At 61.5% G+C, this 18,729-nt stretch carries 15 protein-coding genes; 12 read left to right on the forward strand and 3 right to left on the reverse strand.

Going from position 1 to position 18,729, the window contains the following annotated elements; all coding sequences use genetic code 11:
• Nucleotides 1–15 precede the first annotated feature (15 nt).
• Genes dgcB through etfB form a run of 3 tightly spaced genes read left to right on the forward strand, consistent with a single transcriptional unit; the run spans nt 16 to nt 3,960 of the window.
• Nucleotides 16–1,959, forward strand: coding sequence for a dimethylglycine demethylation protein DgcB (gene dgcB / locus HX793_RS17700; RefSeq protein WP_177094325.1), 1,944 nt, complete (start codon nt 16–18; stop codon nt 1,957–1,959).
• On the forward strand, nt 1,959–3,179 hold the full coding sequence (etfA, locus tag HX793_RS17705; RefSeq protein ID WP_177094328.1) for an electron transfer flavoprotein subunit alpha: 1,221 nt from the start codon (nt 1,959–1,961) through the stop codon (nt 3,177–3,179). Before dgcB ends, etfA begins: the two co-directional genes overlap by 1 nt.
• A 10-nt stretch (nt 3,180–3,189) precedes the next feature.
• A complete protein-coding gene (etfB, locus tag HX793_RS17710) occupies nt 3,190–3,960 on the forward strand; it encodes an electron transfer flavoprotein subunit beta (RefSeq protein WP_177094330.1) in 771 nt (256 codons plus the stop codon).
• 752 nt (nt 3,961–4,712) lie between these two features.
• Here the strand turns inward: etfB and gbca are convergent.
• Nucleotides 4,713–6,008, reverse strand: coding sequence for a glycine betaine monooxygenase oxygenase subunit (gene gbca / locus HX793_RS17715; RefSeq protein WP_038848868.1), 1,296 nt, complete (start codon nt 6,006–6,008; stop codon nt 4,713–4,715).
• Nucleotides 6,009–6,290: 282 nt separating this feature from the next.
• On the opposite strand from gbca, the gene gbcB reads away from it, so the two are divergent.
• Nucleotides 6,291–7,391 carry a glycine betaine monooxygenase reductase subunit gene (gene gbcB / locus HX793_RS17720; protein ID WP_028618224.1) on the forward strand — a complete coding sequence of 367 codons (1,101 nt, stop codon included), beginning with the start codon at nt 6,291–6,293 and terminating at the stop codon, nt 7,389–7,391.
• A gap of 89 nt (nt 7,392–7,480) precedes the next feature.
• On the opposite strand, the gene HX793_RS17725 is transcribed toward gbcB, so the two are convergent.
• Both HX793_RS17725 and HX793_RS17730 read right to left on the reverse strand, forming a co-directional pair.
• Nucleotides 7,481–7,678 (reverse strand): hypothetical protein, encoded by a 198-nt coding sequence (locus tag HX793_RS17725; RefSeq protein ID WP_177094332.1) that lies wholly within the window; start codon nt 7,676–7,678, stop codon nt 7,481–7,483.
• Between the two features lie 176 nt (nt 7,679–7,854).
• The gene (locus tag HX793_RS17730; RefSeq protein WP_016977803.1) at nt 7,855–8,895 is read right to left on the reverse strand and encodes a threonine aldolase family protein; all 1,041 of its coding nucleotides are present in this window, start codon (nt 8,893–8,895) and stop codon (nt 7,855–7,857) included.
• Nucleotides 8,896–8,985: 90 nt separating this feature from the next.
• Between HX793_RS17730 and HX793_RS17735 the strand changes: the two genes are divergently transcribed.
• From HX793_RS17735 to fdhA, 8 genes are all read left to right on the forward strand, one after another.
• The gene (locus HX793_RS17735) at nt 8,986–9,714 is read left to right on the forward strand and encodes a TraX family protein (RefSeq protein ID WP_177094334.1); all 729 of its coding nucleotides are present in this window, start codon (nt 8,986–8,988) and stop codon (nt 9,712–9,714) included.
• A gap of 137 nt (nt 9,715–9,851) precedes the next feature.
• Nucleotides 9,852–11,105 (forward strand): serine hydroxymethyltransferase, encoded by a 1,254-nt coding sequence (glyA, locus tag HX793_RS17740; protein ID WP_010207085.1) that lies wholly within the window; start codon nt 9,852–9,854, stop codon nt 11,103–11,105.
• A gap of 22 nt (nt 11,106–11,127) precedes the next feature.
• Entirely contained in the window at nt 11,128–12,378 is a 1,251-nt protein-coding gene (locus tag HX793_RS17745; RefSeq protein WP_010207084.1) for a sarcosine oxidase subunit beta, read from the forward strand.
• 15 nt (nt 12,379–12,393) lie between these two features.
• The gene (locus HX793_RS17750) at nt 12,394–12,696 is read left to right on the forward strand and encodes a sarcosine oxidase subunit delta (protein WP_010207083.1); all 303 of its coding nucleotides are present in this window, start codon (nt 12,394–12,396) and stop codon (nt 12,694–12,696) included.
• Nucleotides 12,693–15,710, forward strand: coding sequence for a sarcosine oxidase subunit alpha (locus HX793_RS17755; protein WP_177094336.1), 3,018 nt, complete (start codon nt 12,693–12,695; stop codon nt 15,708–15,710). Before HX793_RS17750 ends, HX793_RS17755 begins: the two co-directional genes overlap by 4 nt.
• Nucleotides 15,711–15,834: 124 nt before the next feature.
• Entirely contained in the window at nt 15,835–16,467 is a 633-nt protein-coding gene (locus tag HX793_RS17760) for a sarcosine oxidase subunit gamma (protein ID WP_105697819.1), read from the forward strand.
• A gap of 10 nt (nt 16,468–16,477) precedes the next feature.
• A complete protein-coding gene (gene purU, locus HX793_RS17765; RefSeq protein ID WP_016977808.1) occupies nt 16,478–17,335 on the forward strand; it encodes a formyltetrahydrofolate deformylase in 858 nt (285 codons plus the stop codon).
• Between the two features lie 186 nt (nt 17,336–17,521).
• Nucleotides 17,522–18,721: a formaldehyde dehydrogenase, glutathione-independent gene (gene fdhA, locus HX793_RS17770; protein WP_016977809.1), complete on the forward strand. Its 1,200-nt coding sequence runs from the start codon at nt 17,522–17,524 to the stop codon at nt 18,719–18,721.
• Nucleotides 18,722–18,729 lie beyond the last annotated feature (8 nt).

The raw sequence follows: 18,729 nt of genomic DNA on the forward strand, positions 1-18,729 counted from the left end.
TGTGGGAGCTTCACCATGTTGAACACCTTGCTGCCTATTCTCTTGTTCGCCGCCCTGGGCCTAGCCGTCCTCGGCGCCCTGCGCCGGGTGAACATGTGGCGCCGTGGCCGCGCATCCAAGGTCGACCTTTTGGGCGGCTTGCTCGCCATGCCCAAACGCTACATGGTCGACCTGCACCACGTGGTCGCCCGCGACAAATACATCGCCAACACCCACGTCGCCACCGCGCTGGGTTTTGTGCTGTCGGCGTTGCTCGCCATTCTGGTCCATGGCTTCGGCCTGCAGAATCGCATCCTCGGTTACGCCTTGCTGCTGGCGTCGGTGCTGATGTTTGTCGGCGCCACCTTCGTCTACCTGCGTCGCCGCAATCCGCCTGCACGTCTTTCGAAAGGCCCATGGATGCGCTTGCCGAAAAGCCTGATGGCGTTTTCGGTCAGCTTCTTCCTGGTGACCCTGCCGGTGGCCGGGATTCTGCCAGCGGACTTCGGCGGCTGGTTGCTCGCCGCGTTGCTCAGCGTGGGCGTGCTGTGGGGCGTGTCCGAGATGTTCTTCGGCATGACCTGGGGCGGCCCGATGAAACACGCTTTCGCCGGTGCCTTGCACCTGGCCTGGCACCGTCGCGCCGAGCGCTTCGGCGGCGGCCGTTCCACCGGGTTGAAGCCGCTGGACCTCAGCGATAAAACCGCGCCGCTGGGCGTGGAGAAACCCAAGGACTTCACCTGGAACCAACTGCTCGGCTTCGACGCGTGCGTCCAGTGCGGCAAGTGCGAAGCTGCGTGCCCAGCCTTCGCCGCCGGCCAGCCGCTGAACCCGAAAAAGCTGATCCAGGACATGGTGGTCGGCCTGGCCGGCGGCACCGATGCCAAGTTCGCCGGCAGCCCATACCCAGGCAAACCGATCGGCGAACACAGCGGCAACCCGCATCAGCCCATCGTCAACGGCCTGGTGGACGCCGAGACCCTGTGGTCCTGCACCACCTGCCGCGCTTGCGTGGAAGAGTGTCCGATGATGATCGAGCACGTCGACGCCATCGTCGACATGCGCCGCCACCTCACCCTGGAAAAAGGTGCCACGCCGAACAAAGGCGCGGAAGTCCTGGAAAACCTGATCGCCACCGACAACCCCGGCGGCTTCGCTCCGGGTGGTCGCCTGAACTGGGCGGCAGACCTGAACCTGCCGCTGCTCAGCGAGAAAGGCAGCGCCGACGTGCTGTTCTGGGTCGGCGACGGTGCCTTCGACATGCGCAACCAACGTACCCTGCGCGCCTTCGTCAAAGTGCTCAAAGCCGCCAAGGTCGACTTTGCGGTGCTGGGCCTGGAAGAACGCGACAGCGGCGACGTGGCCCGTCGTCTGGGCGATGAAGCGACCTTCCAGTTGCTGGCTTCGCGCAATATCCAGACCCTGGCCAAATACAGCTTCAAGCGCATCGTCACCTGCGATCCGCACAGCTTCCATGTGCTGAAAAACGAATATGGCGCCTTCAATGGCAACTACCTGGTGCAGCATCACAGCACCTTTATGGCCGAGCTGATCGGCGAAGGCGCGCTGAACCTGGGCCAGCACAAGGGCAACAGCGTGACCTATCACGACCCTTGCTACCTGGGCCGCTACAACGGCGAGTACGAGGCGCCGCGCCAAGTGCTGCGGGCGTTGGGCATCGAGGTCAAGGAGATGCAACGCTCGGGCTTCCGTTCACGCTGCTGCGGTGGCGGCGGCGGTGCGCCGATCACCGACATTCCCGGCAAGCAACGGATCCCGGATATGCGCATGGAAGACATCCGCGAAACCGGTGCCGAGCTGGTGGCGGTGGGTTGCCCGCAATGCACGGCGATGCTCGAAGGCGTGGTTGAGCCGCGTCCACTGATCAAGGACATCGCCGAACTGGTGGCCGACGCCTTGCTGGAAGACGCCGCACCGGCCAAAACCCCTATCAAGCGTGAACCTGCGGAGGTGCACTGATGAGCGACATTATCCGGCGCGACCCACGCGCTGAGTGGATCGCCCGCAACCGTCTGCACCCATTGCACGCAGCGATGCAACCGGTACTACACAGTTGGATGGGCCCCAACGGCGTCATCCGCAAGAACGTCCACGGCGTCGGTTTCATCGGCCCCAATGGCATCAAGCGTATCGACCGCAGCGGCGCCCAACAGGGCGGCGCTGCCAAGCGCACGGCGGCGGTGGAAGTGCAGTTGCCGCTGCATCAAGTGGCGGCGCCTGCGTTCTACATCAACGTGGTGCCGGACATGGTCGGTGGCCGCTTGAGCAGCCATGACCGCGACTTGCTCGGCCTGGCTCGGCAACTGGCGGGCAGCGACGGCGCAGTGCTGGCGGTGGTGTTTGGCGAACACAAGGAAGGCACGTTCGCCACCGCAGGCGTCGATCGCCTGCTGGTGCTAGAAGGCCACGAATTCGACGGTTATTCACCGGAGCAACGTGTGCAGGGTTTGCGTGCTGTGGATAACCAGTTCAACCCGCGCCACTGGTTGCTGCCCGACAGCCGCAGCGGTGGTGGCGAACTGGGCCGACGTTTTGCTGCCAGCCTCAAGGAACGCCCGGCTACGCGGGTTTGGCAGATCAAGGGCGACGAGTGCATCGGCCGCGCCGGTGCGGGCCAGGAAGACTTGGCCCGCCCGCTGCCACGCCTGATTCTGGCCGCCGCTGAATGCGCCGATCCTGTCAGTGAGACACGGCATGAAGTGCTGCCCGTGGAGTTATCCACAGCCCTGGCACGCAGCCTGCCGCGCATCGAAGACCTCGGCGCGGTGGCGGTGGATCCGGCAGCGATTCCCATGGCCGAAGCGGAGTTCATTTTCTCTGGCGGCAACGGCGTGAAGGACTGGGCGCTGTTCCACCAGACCGCTGCGGCTCTGGGCGCCACGGAAGGTGCGTCGCGGGTTGCGGTGGACGACGGCTTCATGGCGCGTGATCGCCAGGTCGGCGCCAGCGGCACCTGGGTCACGGCGCGGGTTTACGTGGCTGTGGGTATTTCCGGTGCGATCCAGCACCTGCAAGGCATCGGTGCCTGCGACAAGGTGGTGGCGATCAACCTCGACCCTGGTTGCGACATGATCAAGCGGGCCGATCTCTCGGTCATCGGCGAAAGCGCCGCGATTCTGCAAGCCTTGATCGTTGCGGTCGAGGCCCACCGCAACGGCGCCAAGCGCGACGCGGCTTAAGGAGATGGCCATGACGACGAATGTAATCAGCCTGGTGTCCATCGGCGCCCACCCGACCTCCGGGCGCCCGCGCCGCGCTGAACAAGATGCGCGTGCGGTGGAACTCGGCTTGCAAATGGCTGGGGATAAGTTGCAGGTGCTGCACGCCGGCAACATTGCTGAGCCGACCCTGCGCAGTTACCTGGGCATGGGGTTGCCGCAGTTGCACGTACTGGAGCAACCGGCGGGCAGCGATGCCTTGCCCGTGCTCAGCGAATACCTGCGCGACGCCGGTGCCCAGGTGGTGCTTGCCGGCAGCCAGGCCGAAACCGGTGAAGGCTCGGGCATGTTGCCGTACCTGCTGGCCGAGCAATTGGGCTGGCCGTTGATTGTCGGGCTGGCGCAGGTCGAATCCATCGATGGCGGCGTGGCCCATGTACTGCAAGCCTTGCCACGCGGTCAGCGGCGACGCCTGAAGGTGCGCCTGCCGTTTCTGGCGACAGTGGATAACGCCGCGCCCAAGCCTCGGCAGAGTGCTTACGGCCCGGCGCAGCGCGGTGAGCTGGCGGCCCATGAAGTCGAAATCGAACAGGACGAGTTATTCACAGGTGCGGTGCTGCAACCGGCCAAGCCACGCCCCAAGCGCCTCAAGGTGATCAAGGCCAAAAGTGGTGCCGACCGGATGAAGGCCGCCACGGCCAAGGCTAGTGGTGGTGGCGGGCAAGTGCTCAAGGGCCTGAGCCCGGAAGCGGGCGCCGAAGCCATCCTCAAGCTGTTGGTTGAGGAAGGTGTGGTTCGCTGAACCTTGTAGGAGCGAGCTTGCTCGCGAAGACCGTTAACGATAACGCAGCGTGCCCGGCTTGACGCGGCGCTCTCAGGTTCTTCGCGAGCAAGCTCGCTCCTACAGGGAGCTTACCCACAATCCCTGTTGACCCGTCTGTGGATAACCTGTTCGCGGTTGTCCACACCCCCTGTGAATCAAGCCCTGCAGCCCTCTGTACGAAAAACAACCAAGCTAACTGACGGTTTTTACTTTTGTTTTTCGCTGCTCCTGTGCATTTCTCCGGCGCGACTTGCCCCCATAGTCTGTTGGTGCTTCTGTGGATAACATGTTCGCTGACGGCTGAAGCCCATATTAATCAAGGCTTTCATCGGATTGATCAAAATGTGATCGATTTGGTTATTTTACCAGACTAAAAACCCTGGAAACCCCGATTTGTGAAGGTTTGAGGTGGTTTTCCACAGTGCTCTCCAAGTTGCCCCCAAAGTCTGTTGGTGCTTCTGTGGATAAGGTGTTCGCGTACCGCTACAGGCCACGTAAGTCGTGGCTTGTGCTGGGTTGGTCAATAAATGAACAAAGCCGCTTCAAACCGACTGGCTTGAATAAGTCACGGATTTTCTTCACTTAATTTCAGGAGAGAAGCGTACTTGCCCACAATTGCTGTGGGTGGCTTTGTGGATAAGTTGTTGGGTAAAGGCTGGAGGGCAGGGGAATCAAGGGTTATCAGGGGGTTGGGTGTTTTTTGTACAACCCAGCCCCCGTAGATCAACAGGTTATTCGTGAACCGCAACGCCCTTGAGGTACGGCGCCGGAGCGGCCCCCAGGTTGCTCAACAGGCGCTCGCTGTACCAGTCCACAAAGTTCACCACGCCGAACTCATAAGTCTTGGAGTACGGACCTGGCTGGTAGGCGGTGGAGTTGATGCCGCGCTGGTTCTCTTCGGCCAGGCGACGGTCCTGGTCGTTGGTGGCGTCCCACACCTGGCGCATGCGCTCGACGTCGTAGTCCACACCTTCCACGGCGTCCTTGTGCACCAGCCATTTGGTGGTGACCATGGTTTCCTGGGCGCTGATCGGCCACACGGTGAACACAATGATGTGATCGCCCATGCAGTGGTTCCAGGAGTGCGGCAGGTGCAGGATGCGCATCGAGCCCAGGTCTGGGTTCTTGATGCGACCCATGAGTTTGGCGCAGCCCTGCTTGCCGTCCAGGGTCATCGACACGGTGCCCTTGAGCAACGGCATGCGCACGATGCGGTTACGCAGGCCGAAGCTGGCGTGGGCGTAAGGGATCTTCTCCGCATCCCAGGCAGCAGCAGAGGCGGCAACATGGTCCTTGAACGCCTGGTCGGCGCGCGGGTCGGTGACGTCGTCCCATTCCAGCAGGGTTTTCAGCAATTCCGGGTGTGACGCGTTGCAGTGGTAGCACTCGCGGTTGTTTTCCAGCACCAGCTTCCAGTTGGCTTTCTCCATCAAGGTGGTGGTAATCGCCACCTTGGTGTTCTCCATGTCGTACGGTTCCATGTAATGGTTCAGCGTCGACAGGAAGTCATCAATGGCCGGAGGGTTCTCCGCCAGGCTGATGAAGATATAGCCGCCGGCGGTCTTCACGTTTACCGGCTTGAGGCCGTACTGCTTCATGTCGAAGTCGGCGCCCATCTCGGTGCCGGCGAACAGCAGGCGGCCATCAAGCTCATACGTCCACTGGTGGTAGTGGCAGACCAGTTTGGCGACCTTGCCTTTGTCGCTGGTGCACAAGCGCGAGCCACGGTGACGACACACGTTGTGGAACGCGTGCACCACGCCTTCGGCGCCCCGGATCACGATGATCGGGTTCTTGCCGATTTGCAGGGTCAGGTAGTTGCCCTTGGCGGGGATTTCGCAGGTCATGCCGGCGATCAACCACTCTTTTTGGAAGATCTCCTGCATGTCGATATCAAACAACCGCTCATCAGAGTAGAACGGCTGCGGCAACGAGAAAGTGCGCTCGCGCTCTTGCAGCATTTGCGCGGTGGCCTTGCGTGCGGGTTCCAGCGGATCGCCCAAGCTTAAGGTTGCGGTGACGTCCATCGTGTGTGTCCTCATGGCCATTCTGTGTGGCCGGCGAATAGTGGCTACGGTTGGTGCTTTGCAAGGCGTAAAGAAAGCGTCTGTGTTGGGAGCGAGTGTGGGGCCGCCGATGCGCCGAACCTTATCCATGGGCGACATGGCCCAATCTGTTCCCGACGCGCAACCCTAGGTCGTTGGGGGCTGGTCGCGATAAGTATGTGAATGTCGCAGATAGGTAAATGGGTGGTTCTGGCGTTACGCAGAATCGCCACCATAAGGCCGATGTCGGCGGTGGAGAACAACATGTCCAATAATTTCCTGAATCCGGTAACCACCCAGACCTGGGCCAATGGTCGGCACATTGTCCGTTGCGTCAAAGTCATCCAGGAAACCTGGGACGTGCGCACCTTCTGTTTCATGGCCGACCAGCCGATCCTGTTCTTTTTCAAACCGGGGCAATTCGTCACCCTGGAGCTGGAAATCGAAGGACAGCCGATCATGCGCTCCTACACCATCTCCAGCTCACCGTCGGTGCCCTACAGCTTCTCGGTGACCATCAAGCGTGTGCCGGGCGGCAAGGTGTCCAACTGGTTGCACGACACCCTTCATGAAGGGCAAGAGTTGGCGGTGCACGGGCCGGTGGGTTTGTTCAACGCCATCGACTTCCCGAGCCCGAAAGTGTTGTACCTCAGCGGCGGCGTGGGGATAACGCCAGTCATGTCCATGGCGCGCTGGTTCTACGACACCAACGCCAACGTCGACATGACGTTTATCCACAGCGCCCGTTCGCCCAAGGACATCATCTATCACCGCGAGCTGGAACACATGGCGTCGCGGATCGATAACTTCAGCCTGCACCTGATCTGCGAGAAACACGGTTTGGGTGAGCCTTGGGCGGGCTATCGCGGTTACCTGAACCACAAGATGCTCGAACTGATGGTGCCCGACTTCCTGGAGCGCGAAGTGTTCTGCTGCGGGCCTACGCCGTACATGAACGCGGTGAAGCGCCTGCTGGAAGTGGCGGGTTTCGACATGACGCGTTACCACGAAGAGTCCTTCGGCGCCACGCCGCCGGAAGCCCGTGCTGACGCGGTGGAGCAAGCCGAGCAGGCGGCCGACGCGCCAGAAATCGACCTGGCGGATCTGCATCAGGTGGAATTCATCGCGTCGGGCAAAAGCATTCGCGTCGCCCCTGGTGAAACCGTGCATGCGGCGGCGGCCAAGCTTGGGCTGTTGATCCCGAAAGCCTGTGGCATGGGCATCTGCGGCACGTGCAAGGTGATGAAGCTGGGGGGTGAAGTCGAGATGGATCACAACGGTGGGATTACGGAAGAAGACGAAGCCGAAGGCTACATCCTGTCGTGCTGCAGCGTGCCGAAGGGCGATGTGCGTATTGAGTTCTGACCGCTGATCGTTCCCGCGCGGAGGGTGGGAACGATCAATTGCATCAGTCCCGCGTCGCAGGTCATGAGTCTGCGGCGCGGGCCTTAGGGTTAGCGGACGAAAAGGTTGATGAGATAACCGCCGGAAGCTGTCATTTCAAACTCTTTTCCGGTGACCGTGAAGTACCTGGCAGGCTCGGCGATGGTGTCGCCGACATTCGCCAGCTTCCTCAGCTCGTCCACGCTGACGAGTGTGGCGTTGGTGTCGTCTCGCAGTTGCGAATCAGTGGTGTAACGTTGAATTTCCATGATGTTGCCCTCGATAGGATTTCCATTTCCAGCCGACTATTCGGCAGGCAGTCAGCCCCGAAGTAACGCGTCCGTTGGTTCGGGGTGACAAGATCCTATCCAAGACAGGGGGTAGATAGATACTGTCAGAAATACGTACAAACAGTCTCTGAAAAAGCGCTGAAAGCCCCGTGGTTTCAGGCTTCCATCACTTTCCGAATATCCGCCGCCAATTCTCTTACACGTTCTTCCTCGGTATCCCACGCACACATGAAGCGTGCGCCGCCTTTGCCGATAAAGGTATAGAAACGCCAGCCCTTGGCGGTCAACGCGGCAATCGCCGGTTCCGAGAGTTGCAGGAACACGCCGTTGGCCTGCACCGGGAACATCAATTCCACTCCGGGAATATCCGCCACCAGGTTGCTCAGCAATTGCGCGCAGTGGTTGGCGTGGCGGGCGTGTTTGAGCCAGGCGTCGTTTTCCAGCAGGCCTACCCAGGGGGCAGAGAGGAAACGCATTTTTGAGGCCAGTTGGCCGGCCTGTTTGCAGCGGTAGTCGAAGTCTTCGGCCAGCTTGTGGTTGAAGAACAGGATCGCTTCACCCACGGCCATGCCGTTCTTGGTGCCACCAAAACACAGCACGTCCACACCGGCTTTCCAGGTCAGGTCGGCCGGCGAGCAGCCGAGGAACGCGCAGGCGTTGGAGAAGCGCGCGCCGTCCATGTGCAGGTTCAGCCCCAACTCTTTGCAGGTCACGCTGATGGCGCGGATTTCATCCGGCGTGTACACGCTGCCGACTTCGGTGGCTTGGGTCAGGGTGACCACGCGCGGCTTGGGGTAGTGGATGTCCTGGCGCTTGAGGGCGATCTCGCGGATCGACTCCGGGGTCAGCTTGCCGTTTTCGGTGCGAGCGGTGAGCAGCTTGGAACCGTTGGAGAAAAACTCCGGCGCACCGCATTCGTCGGTCTCGACGTGGGCGGTTTCCGAGCAAATCACGCTATGGTAGCTCTGGCACAAGGAGGACAGCGCCAGGGAGTTGGCGGCGGTGCCGTTGAAGGCGAAGAACACTTCGCAGTCGGTTTCGAACAGGTTGCGGAAACCGTCGGCGGCACGGTGGGTCCATTCATCATCGCCGTAGGCGCGCTGATGGCCCTGGTTGGCTTGTTCCATGGCGGCCCAGGCTTCCGGGCAGATGCCGGAATAGTTGTCACTGGCGAATTGTTGGCTCTTGTCGGTCATGGCCCATTCCTGTGGTCGATGTTGGTGCGCACTGTAACCAAGATTGTCGCGGGTGCGCACGCACTGTAAATGCAAAGTCACTGGGGAATTATGCACGGTACTCAAACAATTCCTGTCGGACGTGTCCGTGATGGCGCTTTGGATTTGCTCAAGTGGCTGGCGCTGTTGAGCATGGTGATGGACCACTTGCGCTATGTCGGTTTGAGCCTGGACGGCCTGTATGTGCCGGGGCGCCTGGCGTTCCCGTGGTTTTGCCTGGCGATTGCGGCGAACCTGCACCGGGTCAGGAGCGCGCCCGTGACCGGCCAATGGCGCTACCTGGGCTGGCTGTTACTGTTCAGCGTGATCAGCGAAGTGCCGTACCGACTGTTTATCGAGGACGCCGATACGTTGAACGTCCTGCCGACCTTGGCGCTGGGCCTGCTGGTTGCCCGAGGATGGCAGCAGAAGGCGCTTTTTGATCGAGGATTGGCGCTGATTGCCCTCACGATTGCCGCCGTGTTTTCCACACAGTTGATGTTCGGTTTTTTCGGCGTATTACTGCCATTGGCGATGTTGCTGGTCTTTCGTCGCCCCTGGTATTTCAGCGTATTGCCGGGCTTGATCTGTGTGGCGGCCAATCAATGGCAGGTTCTGCTCAATAGCGGCACCCCCGTAGCGTTGGTCGGATTCGCCGCTTGCCTGATTGCGCCAATGCTTGGCCTGGTCCTCTTGCGACACGCTCAAAACGCCTCGCCACCAGCCATGCGCCGCTGGGCGTATGCCCTCTATCCCGCGCATTTCCTGCTACTGCTGGCTTTGCGCCACAGCCTTGCCTGAGGCGCTGAATTCATTCCATGTCGTAAACGCACCTTTGCGTGGCGTGCGTAGGCATTTGACCTGCTGACGCCAGCCCTACCATCGCATCAAAGGGCCCTGCACGGGCCTCAACAATACGAAAGGCTGGGAGAGACGCGATGTTCAGCAAACAAGACCAGATCCAGGGATATGACGACGCACTGCTGGCGGCCATGAATGCCGAGGAGCAGCGCCAGGAAGATCATATCGAGCTGATCGCGTCAGAGAACTACACCAGCAAACGCGTGATGGAAGCCCAAGGCAGCGGCCTCACCAACAAATACGCCGAAGGCTACCCAGGCAAGCGCTACTACGGTGGCTGCGAGCACGTGGACAAAGTTGAAGCCCTGGCCATCGAACGCGCCAAGCAATTGTTCGGTGCCGATTACGCCAACGTGCAGCCACACTCCGGTTCGTCCGCCAACAGCGCGGTGTACCTGGCCCTGCTGCAAGCCGGCGACACTATCCTGGGCATGAGCCTGGCCCACGGCGGCCACCTGACCCACGGGGCCAAAGTGTCGTCCTCGGGCAAGCTGTACAACGCGGTGCAATACGGCATCAACACCGACACCGGCCTGATCGACTACGACGAAGTCGAGCGCCTGGCCGTCGAGCACAAGCCGAAAATGGTCGTGGCCGGTTTCTCTGCCTACTCCAAGACTCTGGATTTCCCACGTTTCCGTCAGATCGCCGACAAGGTGGGCGCACTGCTGTTCGTCGACATGGCCCACGTTGCTGGCCTGGTTGCCGCCGGCCTGTACCCGAACCCACTGCCGTATGCCGACGTGGTCACCACCACCACCCACAAGACCCTGCGCGGTCCGCGTGGTGGCTTGATCCTGGCCAAGTCCAACGAAGAAATCGAAAAGAAACTCAACGCCGCCGTATTCCCCGGCGCCCAGGGCGGCCCGCTGATGCACGTCATCGCCGGCAAGGCCGTGTGCTTCAAGGAAGCGCTGGAGCCAGGCTTCAAGGCTTACCAGCAGCAAGTGATCGACAACGCCCAGGCCATGGCCGATGTGTTTATCAAGCGCGGCTATGACGTGGTGTCCGGCGGCACGGACAACCACCTGTTCCTGGTCAGCCTGATCCGTCAGGGCCTCACCGGCAAAGAGGCGGACGCCGCCCTGGGTCGCGCCCACATCACCGTCAACAAGAACGCCGTGCCGAATGACCCGCAGTCGCCGTTCGTGACCTCGGGCCTGCGCATCGGTACCCCGGCGGTGACCACGCGTGGTTTCAAGGTGCCGCAATGCATCGAGCTGGCTGGCTGGATCTGCGACATCCTCGACAACCTCGGCGACGCCGATGTCGAGGCCAACGTGGCCAAGCACGTTTCTGCCCTGTGCGCTGATTTCCCGGTTTATCGCTGAGCGCGGTTTTGGAGTAATGACTATGCAACGCTACTCGGGCTTCGGCCTCTTCAAGCACTCACTCAGCCACCACGAAAACTGGCAGAAAATGTGGCGCACGCCGACCCCTAAAAAGGTCTACGACGTGGTCATCGTCGGCGGCGGCGGGCATGGTCTGGCGACCGCCTACTACCTGGCCAAGGAGCACGGCATCACCAACGTGGCCGTGGTCGAGAAAGGCTGGCTGGGCGGCGGTAACACCGCGCGCAACACCACCATCGTGCGTTCCAACTACCTGTGGGACGAGTCGGCGCACCTGTACGAACACGCGATGAAACTGTGGGAAGGCCTGTCCCAGGACCTGAACTACAACGTGATGTTCTCCCAGCGTGGCGTGTACAACCTGTGCCACACCCTGCAAGACATCCGTGATTCCGAGCGTCGCGTCAGCGCCAACCGCCTCAATGGCGTGGACGGCGAACTGCTCAACGCCAAGCAAGTGGCCGACGAGATCCCGTACCTCGATTGCTCCAAGAACACCCGCTACCCGGTCCTCGGCGCCACCGTACAACGTCGCGGTGGCGTGGCCCGTCACGATGCCGTGGCCTGGGGTTTTGCCCGTGCCGCCGACGCCCTCGGTGTGGATTTGATCCAGCAGACCGAAGTGATCGGCTTCCGCAAGGAAAACGGCGTGTGTATCGGCGTGGAAACCAACAAGGGCTTCATCGGCGCCAAGCGCGTCGGTGTGGTCACGGCCGGTAACTCCGGGCACATGGCTTCACTCGCTGGCTTCCGCCTGCCGATCGAATCCCACCCGCTGCAAGCGTTGGTGTCGGAGCCGATCAAGCCGATTATCGACAGCGTGATCATGTCCAACGCCGTACACGGTTACATCAGCCAGTCCGACAAGGGCGACCTGGTGATCGGCGCCGGTATCGACGGCTACAACGGCTACGGCCAGCGCGGCTCGTACCCGGTGATCGAACATACCATCCAGGCCATCGTCGAGATGTTCCCGGTGCTCTCGCGCGTGCGCATGAACCGCCAGTGGGGCGGCATCGTCGATACCACGCCGGATGCCTGCCCGATCATTTCCAAGACCCCAGTGCCGAACATGTTTTTCAACTGCGGTTGGGGCACCGGTGGCTTCAAGGCTACGCCGGGCTCAGGCAACGTGTTTGCCGCCAGCCTCGCCAAGGGTGAAATGCACCCGTTGGCCGCACCTTTCTCCATCGACCGTTTCCACAACGGTGCGTTGATCGACGAACACGGCGCTGCGGCCGTCGCCCACTAACAGGAGAAATTCCCTATGTTGCATATCTTCTGTCCTCACTGTGGCGAACTGCGCTCCGAAGAGGAATTCCACGCGTCCGGCCAAGCGCACATCCCGCGCCCGCTGGACCCGAATGCCTGCACCGATGAAGAGTGGGGCGACTACATGTTCTTCCGCGACAACCCGCGCGGGCTGCACCACGAACTGTGGATCCACGCCGCCGGTTGCCGCCAGTACTTCAACGCGACCCGCGACACCCTGACCTACGAAATTCTTGAAACCTACAAGATCGGTGAGAAGCCACAATTCACCGCCAAGGCCTCTGGAGAGAAGGTATGAGCCAGACCAATCGCCTGTCCAACGGTGGCCGGATCGACCGTAATAAAGTCCTGACGTTTACCTTCAACGGCCAGAGCTACAAGGGCTTTGAAGGTGACACATTGGCCGCAGCCCTGCTGGCCAACGGCGTCGACATCATCGGCCGCAGCTTCAAGTATTCGCGTCCTCGCGGCATCTTTGCCGCTGGCGCCGAAGAACCGAACGCCGTGTTGCAGATCGGTGCCACCGAAGCCACCCAGATCCCCAACGTGCGCGCCACCCAACAGGCGCTGTACCAAGGCCTGGTCGCCACCAGCACTAACGGCTGGCCGAACGTCAACACTGACGTGATGGGTATTCTGGGCAAGGTCGGCGGCAAGCTGATGCCGCCAGGTTTCTACTACAAAACCTTCATGTACCCGCAATCGTTCTGGATGACGTACGAGAAGTACATTCGTAAGGCCGCTGGCCTTGGCCGCTCGCCAACCGAGAACGATCCGGACACCTACGACAACTTCAACCGTCACTGCGATGTGCTGATCGTCGGCGCGGGCCCTGCGGGTCTGGCCGCTGCACTGGCGGCTGCACGCAGCGGTGCCCGCGTGATCATCGCCGATGAGCAGGAAGAGTTCGGTGGTTCGCTGCTGGACTCGCGCGAAAGCCTCGACGGCAAACCAGCCGCTGAATGGGTTGCCAGCGTTATTGCTGAATTGAAAGCCCTGCCGGACGTGGTGCTGCTGCCCCGCGCTACCGTCAACGGCTACCACGACCATAACTTCCTGACCATTCACGAACGCCTCACCGACCACCTGGGTGACCGTGCGCCGATTGGCGTGGTGCGCCAGCGTATTCACCGTGTGCGCGCCAAGCGTGTGGTGCTGGCGACCGGTGCGTGCGAGCGTCCGCTGGTTTACGGCAACAACGACGTGCCGGGCAACATGCTGGCCGGTGCGGTTTCTACTTACGTTCGTCGCTACGGCGTGGCACCGGGCAAGAAACTGGTGCTGTCGACCAACAACGATCACGCCTACCGCGTTGCGCTGGACTGGCTCGACGCCGGCCTGCAAGTGGTGGCCGTGGCCGATGTGCGCCACAACCCACGCGGCGCACTGGTTGAAGAAGCCCGTGCCAAAGGTATTCGTATCCTCACCGGCAGCGCCGTGATCGAGGCCCGTGGCAGCAAGCACGTGACTGCTGCCCGCGTGGCTGCGATTGATGTGAAAGCGCATAAAGTCACCAGCCCAGGCGAATGGCTGGACTGCGACCTGGTGGCCAGCTCTGGCGGCTACAGCCCGGTGGTCCACTTGGCTTCGCACCTGGGCGGCAAGCCGACCTGGCGAGAAGACATCCTCGGTTTTGTGCCGGGCGAAGCACCGCAGAAACGTGTGTGCGTGGGTGGCATCAACGGTGTCTACGGCCTTGGCGATTCCCTGGCTGACGGTTTTGAAGGCGGCGTGCGCGCGGCCAGTGAAGCCGGTTTTGCCCCAGTCGAAGGCACCTTGCCGAAAGCCCTGAGCCGCCTGGAAGAGCCGACGCTGGCGATCTACCAGGTGCCGCACGACAAGCCAACCGCACGGGCGCCGAAGCAATTCGTCGACCTGCAAAACGACGTGACCGCCGCCGCCATCGAACTGGCGACCCGCGAAGGTTTCGAGTCGGTAGAGCACGTCAAACGCTACACCGCGCTGGGCTTCGGCACCGACCAGGGCAAGCTGGGCAACGTTAACGGCCTGGCCATCGCCGCCCGTTCGCTGAACGTGACCATCCCGCAGATGGGCACCACCATGTTCCGCCCGAACTACACGCCGGTGACTTTCGGCGCGGTGGCGGGCCGTCACTGCGGGCACATCTTCGAACCGGTTCGCTACACCGCGCTGCAGGCCTGGCACGTGAAGAACGGCGCCGAGTTTGAAGACGTCGGCCAGTGGAAACGCCCGTGGTACTTCCCACGCAACGGTGAAGACCTGCACGCTGCGGTGAAGCGCGAATGCCTGGCCGTGCGCGACAGCGTCGGCCTGCTGGATGCGTCCACCCTCGGCAAGATCGACATCCAGGGCCCGGACGCGCGCGAATTCCTCAACCGTATCTACTCCAACGCCTGGACCAAGCTCGACGTGGGCAAGGCGCGCTACGGCCTGATGTGCAAGGAAGACGGCATGGTCTTCGATGACGGCGTGACTGCCTGTCTCGCTGACAACCACTTCCTGATGACCACCACCACCGGCGGCGCCGCCCGCGTACTGCAGTGGCTGGAAATCTACCAACAGACCGAGTGGCCAGACCTCAAGGTGTACTTCACCTCGGTCACCGACCACTGGGCCACCATGACCTTGTCCGGCCCCAACAGCCGCAAGCTGCTGGCCGAAGTCACCGACATCGACCTGGACAAGGACGGTTTCCCGTTCATGACCTGGAAGGAAGGCTTGGTCGGCGGCGTTCCGGCGCGGGTGTTCCGGATCTCGTTTACCGGTGAACTGTCGTACGAAGTCAACGTGCAAGCCGACTACGCCATGGGCGTGCTGGAAAAAATCGTCGACGCCGGCAAGAAGTACAACCTGACCCCGTACGGCACCGAAACCATGCACGTGCTGCGGGCCGAGAAGGGCTTCATCATCGTCGGCCAGGACACTGACGGCTCGATGACCCCGGACGACCTGAACATGGGCTGGTGCGTGGGTCGCACCAAGCCGTTCTCGTGGATCGGCTGGCGCGGCATGAACCGTGAAGACTGCGTGCGCGAAGAGCGTAAGCAACTGGTGGGCTTGAAGCCGATCGATCCGAATGTATGGCTGCCGGAAGGCGCGCAATTGGTGTTCGATCCGAAGCAGACGATTCCGATGAAGATGGTCGGTCACGTGACATCGAGCTATGCGCATAACTCCCTGGGTTATTCGTTTGCGATGGCGGTGGTGAAGGGCGGCTTGAAGCGCATCGGCGAGCGGGTGTTTTCACCGCAGGCGGATGGCAGCGTGATCGAGGCGGAGATTGTGTCTTCGGTGTTCTTTGACCCGAAAGGCGATCGCCAGAACATCTGATAGACCGCGTCGCCTGCATCGCAGGCGAGCCAGCTCCCACATTTGGAATGCATTCCCCTGTGGGAGCCGGGCTTGCCCGCGATGAGGCCAGAACAGACACCACAGCATTCAGAACAGGTGCTTTATGACAGCAGCCAATGTGTACCAACAACGCCCAACCACCGGGGCCAAGGCCGAGTCGTCGCTGCACCATGCCGACCTCGCCAGCCTGGTCGGCAAGGGTCGCAAGAACGCCGGCGTGACCGTGCGTGAAAAGAAACTCCTGGGCCACCTGACTATTCGTGGCGACGGCCATGACGCAGCTTTCGCCGCCGGCGTGCACAAGGCCCTGGGCATCGAGTTGCCTGGCGCCCTGCAAGTGATCATCAAGGGCGAAACCAGCCTGCAATGGCTCGGCCCGGATGAGTGGCTGCTGATCGTGCCAAGCGGTGAAGAGTTCGCCGCAGAGCAAAACCTGCGTGCCGCCCTGGGTGATTTGCACATCCAGGTCGTCAACGTCAGCGGCGGCCAGCAGATCCTTGAACTGAGCGGCCCGAACGTGCGCGATGTGCTGATGAAGTCCACCAGCTACGACGTGCACCCCAACAACTTCCCGGTGGGCAAGGCGGTGGGCACGGTGTTCGCCAAGTCGCAGCTGGTGATCCGTCACACGGCTGAAGACACTTGGGAACTGCTGATTCGCCGCAGCTTCTCGGATTACTGGTGGTTGTGGTTACAGGATGCATCCGCCGAATTTGGCCTGAGCGTCCAAGCCTGAGGAATACCCCATGAGCCGCGCACCCGATACATGGATTTTGACCGCCGACTGCCCCAGCGTGCTCGGCACGGTGGACGCGGTCACCCGCTACCTGTTCGAGCAGGGTTGCTACGTTACCGAGCACCACTCGTTCGATGACCGGCTTTCGGGCCGGTTCTTTATTCGCGTGGAGTTCCGCCAGCCCGACGGTTTTGACGAACAAGGTTTCCGCGATGGCCTGGCCACGCGCGGCGAAGCCTTCGGCATGATCTTCGAACTGACGGCGCCGAACTATCGGCCAAAAGTGGTGATCATGGTCTCCAAGGCCGATCACTGCCTGAACGATCTGCTGTATCGCCAGCGCATCGGCCAACTGTCGATGGACGTGGTCGCGGTGGTGTCCAACCACCCTGATTTGAAGCCTTTGGCCGACTGGCACCAGATTCCCTACTACCATTTCCCCCTCGACCCCAACGACAAACCGTCCCAGGAGCGTCAGGTGTGGCAGGTGGTGGAAGACACCGGCGCGGAATTGGTGATCCTTGCGCGCTACATGCAAGTGCTGTCGCCGGAGCTGTGTCGCAAGCTGGATGGCAAGGCCATCAACATTCACCACTCGTTGTTGCCGGGGTTCAAGGGCGCCAAGCCGTATCACCAGGCTTACAACAAAGGCGTGAAGTTGGTGGGGGCCACGGCGCATTACATCAACAACGATCTGGATGAAGGCCCGATCATTGCCCAGGGCGTGGAGGTGGTGGATCACAGCCACTATCCCGAGGATTTGATTGCCAAGGGGCGGGATATTGAAGGGCTGACATTGGCCCGGGCGGTGGGGTATCACATTGAGCGGCGGGTGTTTTTGAACGCCAATAGAACTGTGGTGCTTTGACTGACGCCATCGGGGGCAAGCCCCCTCCCACCTTTGATGGGTGAATGCAGTCAAATGTGGGAGGGGGCTTGCCCCCGATGAGGCCCTAACAAACAACGCAAAAACAGCATCTGTACCCGAGCACTTAAACGCGCTGCCCACCCAACGGGCAACGCAGTTCCATAAAAACAACAGCGAGGTGAAAGCATGTCTGGTAATCGTGGTGTCGTGTATCTCGGCAACGGCAAGGTCGAAGTACAGAAAATCGACTATCCCAAAATGCAGGACCCCCGTGGCAGGAAGATTGAGCACGGCGTCATCCTGCGCGTGGTCTCCACCAACATCTGCGGCTCCGACCAACACATGGTGCGCGGCCGCACCACTGCCCAGACCGGCCTGGTGCTCGGTCATGAAATTACCGGTGAAGTGATCGAGAAGGGCAGCGACGTCGAGAACCTGAAGATCGGCGACCTGGTTTCCGTGCCGTTCAACGTGGCCTGCGGCCGCTGCCGTTCCTGCAAAGAGCAACACACCGGCGTCTGCCTGACCGTCAACCCGGCCCGTGCCGGCGGTGCCTACGGCTATGTCGACATGGGCGACTGGACCGGCGGCCAGGCTGAATACGTGCTGGTGCCGTATGCCGACTTCAACCTGCTGAAACTGCCGGACCGCGACAAGGCCATGGAGAAAATCCGCGACCTGACGTGTCTCTCCGACATTCTCCCGACGGGCTACCACGGCGCCGTCACGGCTGGCGTTGGCCCAGGCAGCACCGTGTACATCGCGGGCGCTGGCCCGGTCGGCCTGGCCGCTGCCGCTTCTGCACGCTTGTTGGGCGCGGCGGTGGTGATCATCGGCGACGTCAATCCGATCCGCCTGGCCCACGCCAAGGCCCAGGGCTTTGAAGTGGCCGACCTGTCCACCGATACCCCGCTGCACGAACAGATCGCTGCGCTGCTGGGCGAGCCGGAAGTGGATTGCGCCGTCGACGCCGTTGGTTTCGAAGCCCGTGGCCACGGCCATGAAGGCGTGAAAGCCGAAGCCCCGGCCACCGTGCTCAACTCGCTGATGGGCGTGGTGCGCGTGGCCGGCAAGATCGGTATTCCTGGCCTGTACGTCACCGAAGATCCAGGTGCGGTGGATGCCGCTGCCAAGATGGGCAGCCTGAGCATTCGCTTCGGCCTCGGCTGGGCCAAGTCCCACAGCTTCCACACCGGCCAGACCCCGGTGATGAAGTACAACCGCGCGCTGATGCAGGCGATCATGTGGGACCGTATCAACATTGCCGAGATCGTCGGTGTGCAGGTGATCAGCCTGGATGATGCGCCACGTGGGTATGGCGAGTTCGATGCGGGCGTGCCGAAGAAATTTGTGATTGATCCGCACAAGCTGTTCAGCGCGGCCTAAACCGCAGG

It is taken from the genome of Pseudomonas reactans, assembly GCF_013387025.1.
GTDB classification, from domain to species: Bacteria; Pseudomonadota; Gammaproteobacteria; order Pseudomonadales; family Pseudomonadaceae; genus Aquipseudomonas; species Aquipseudomonas reactans.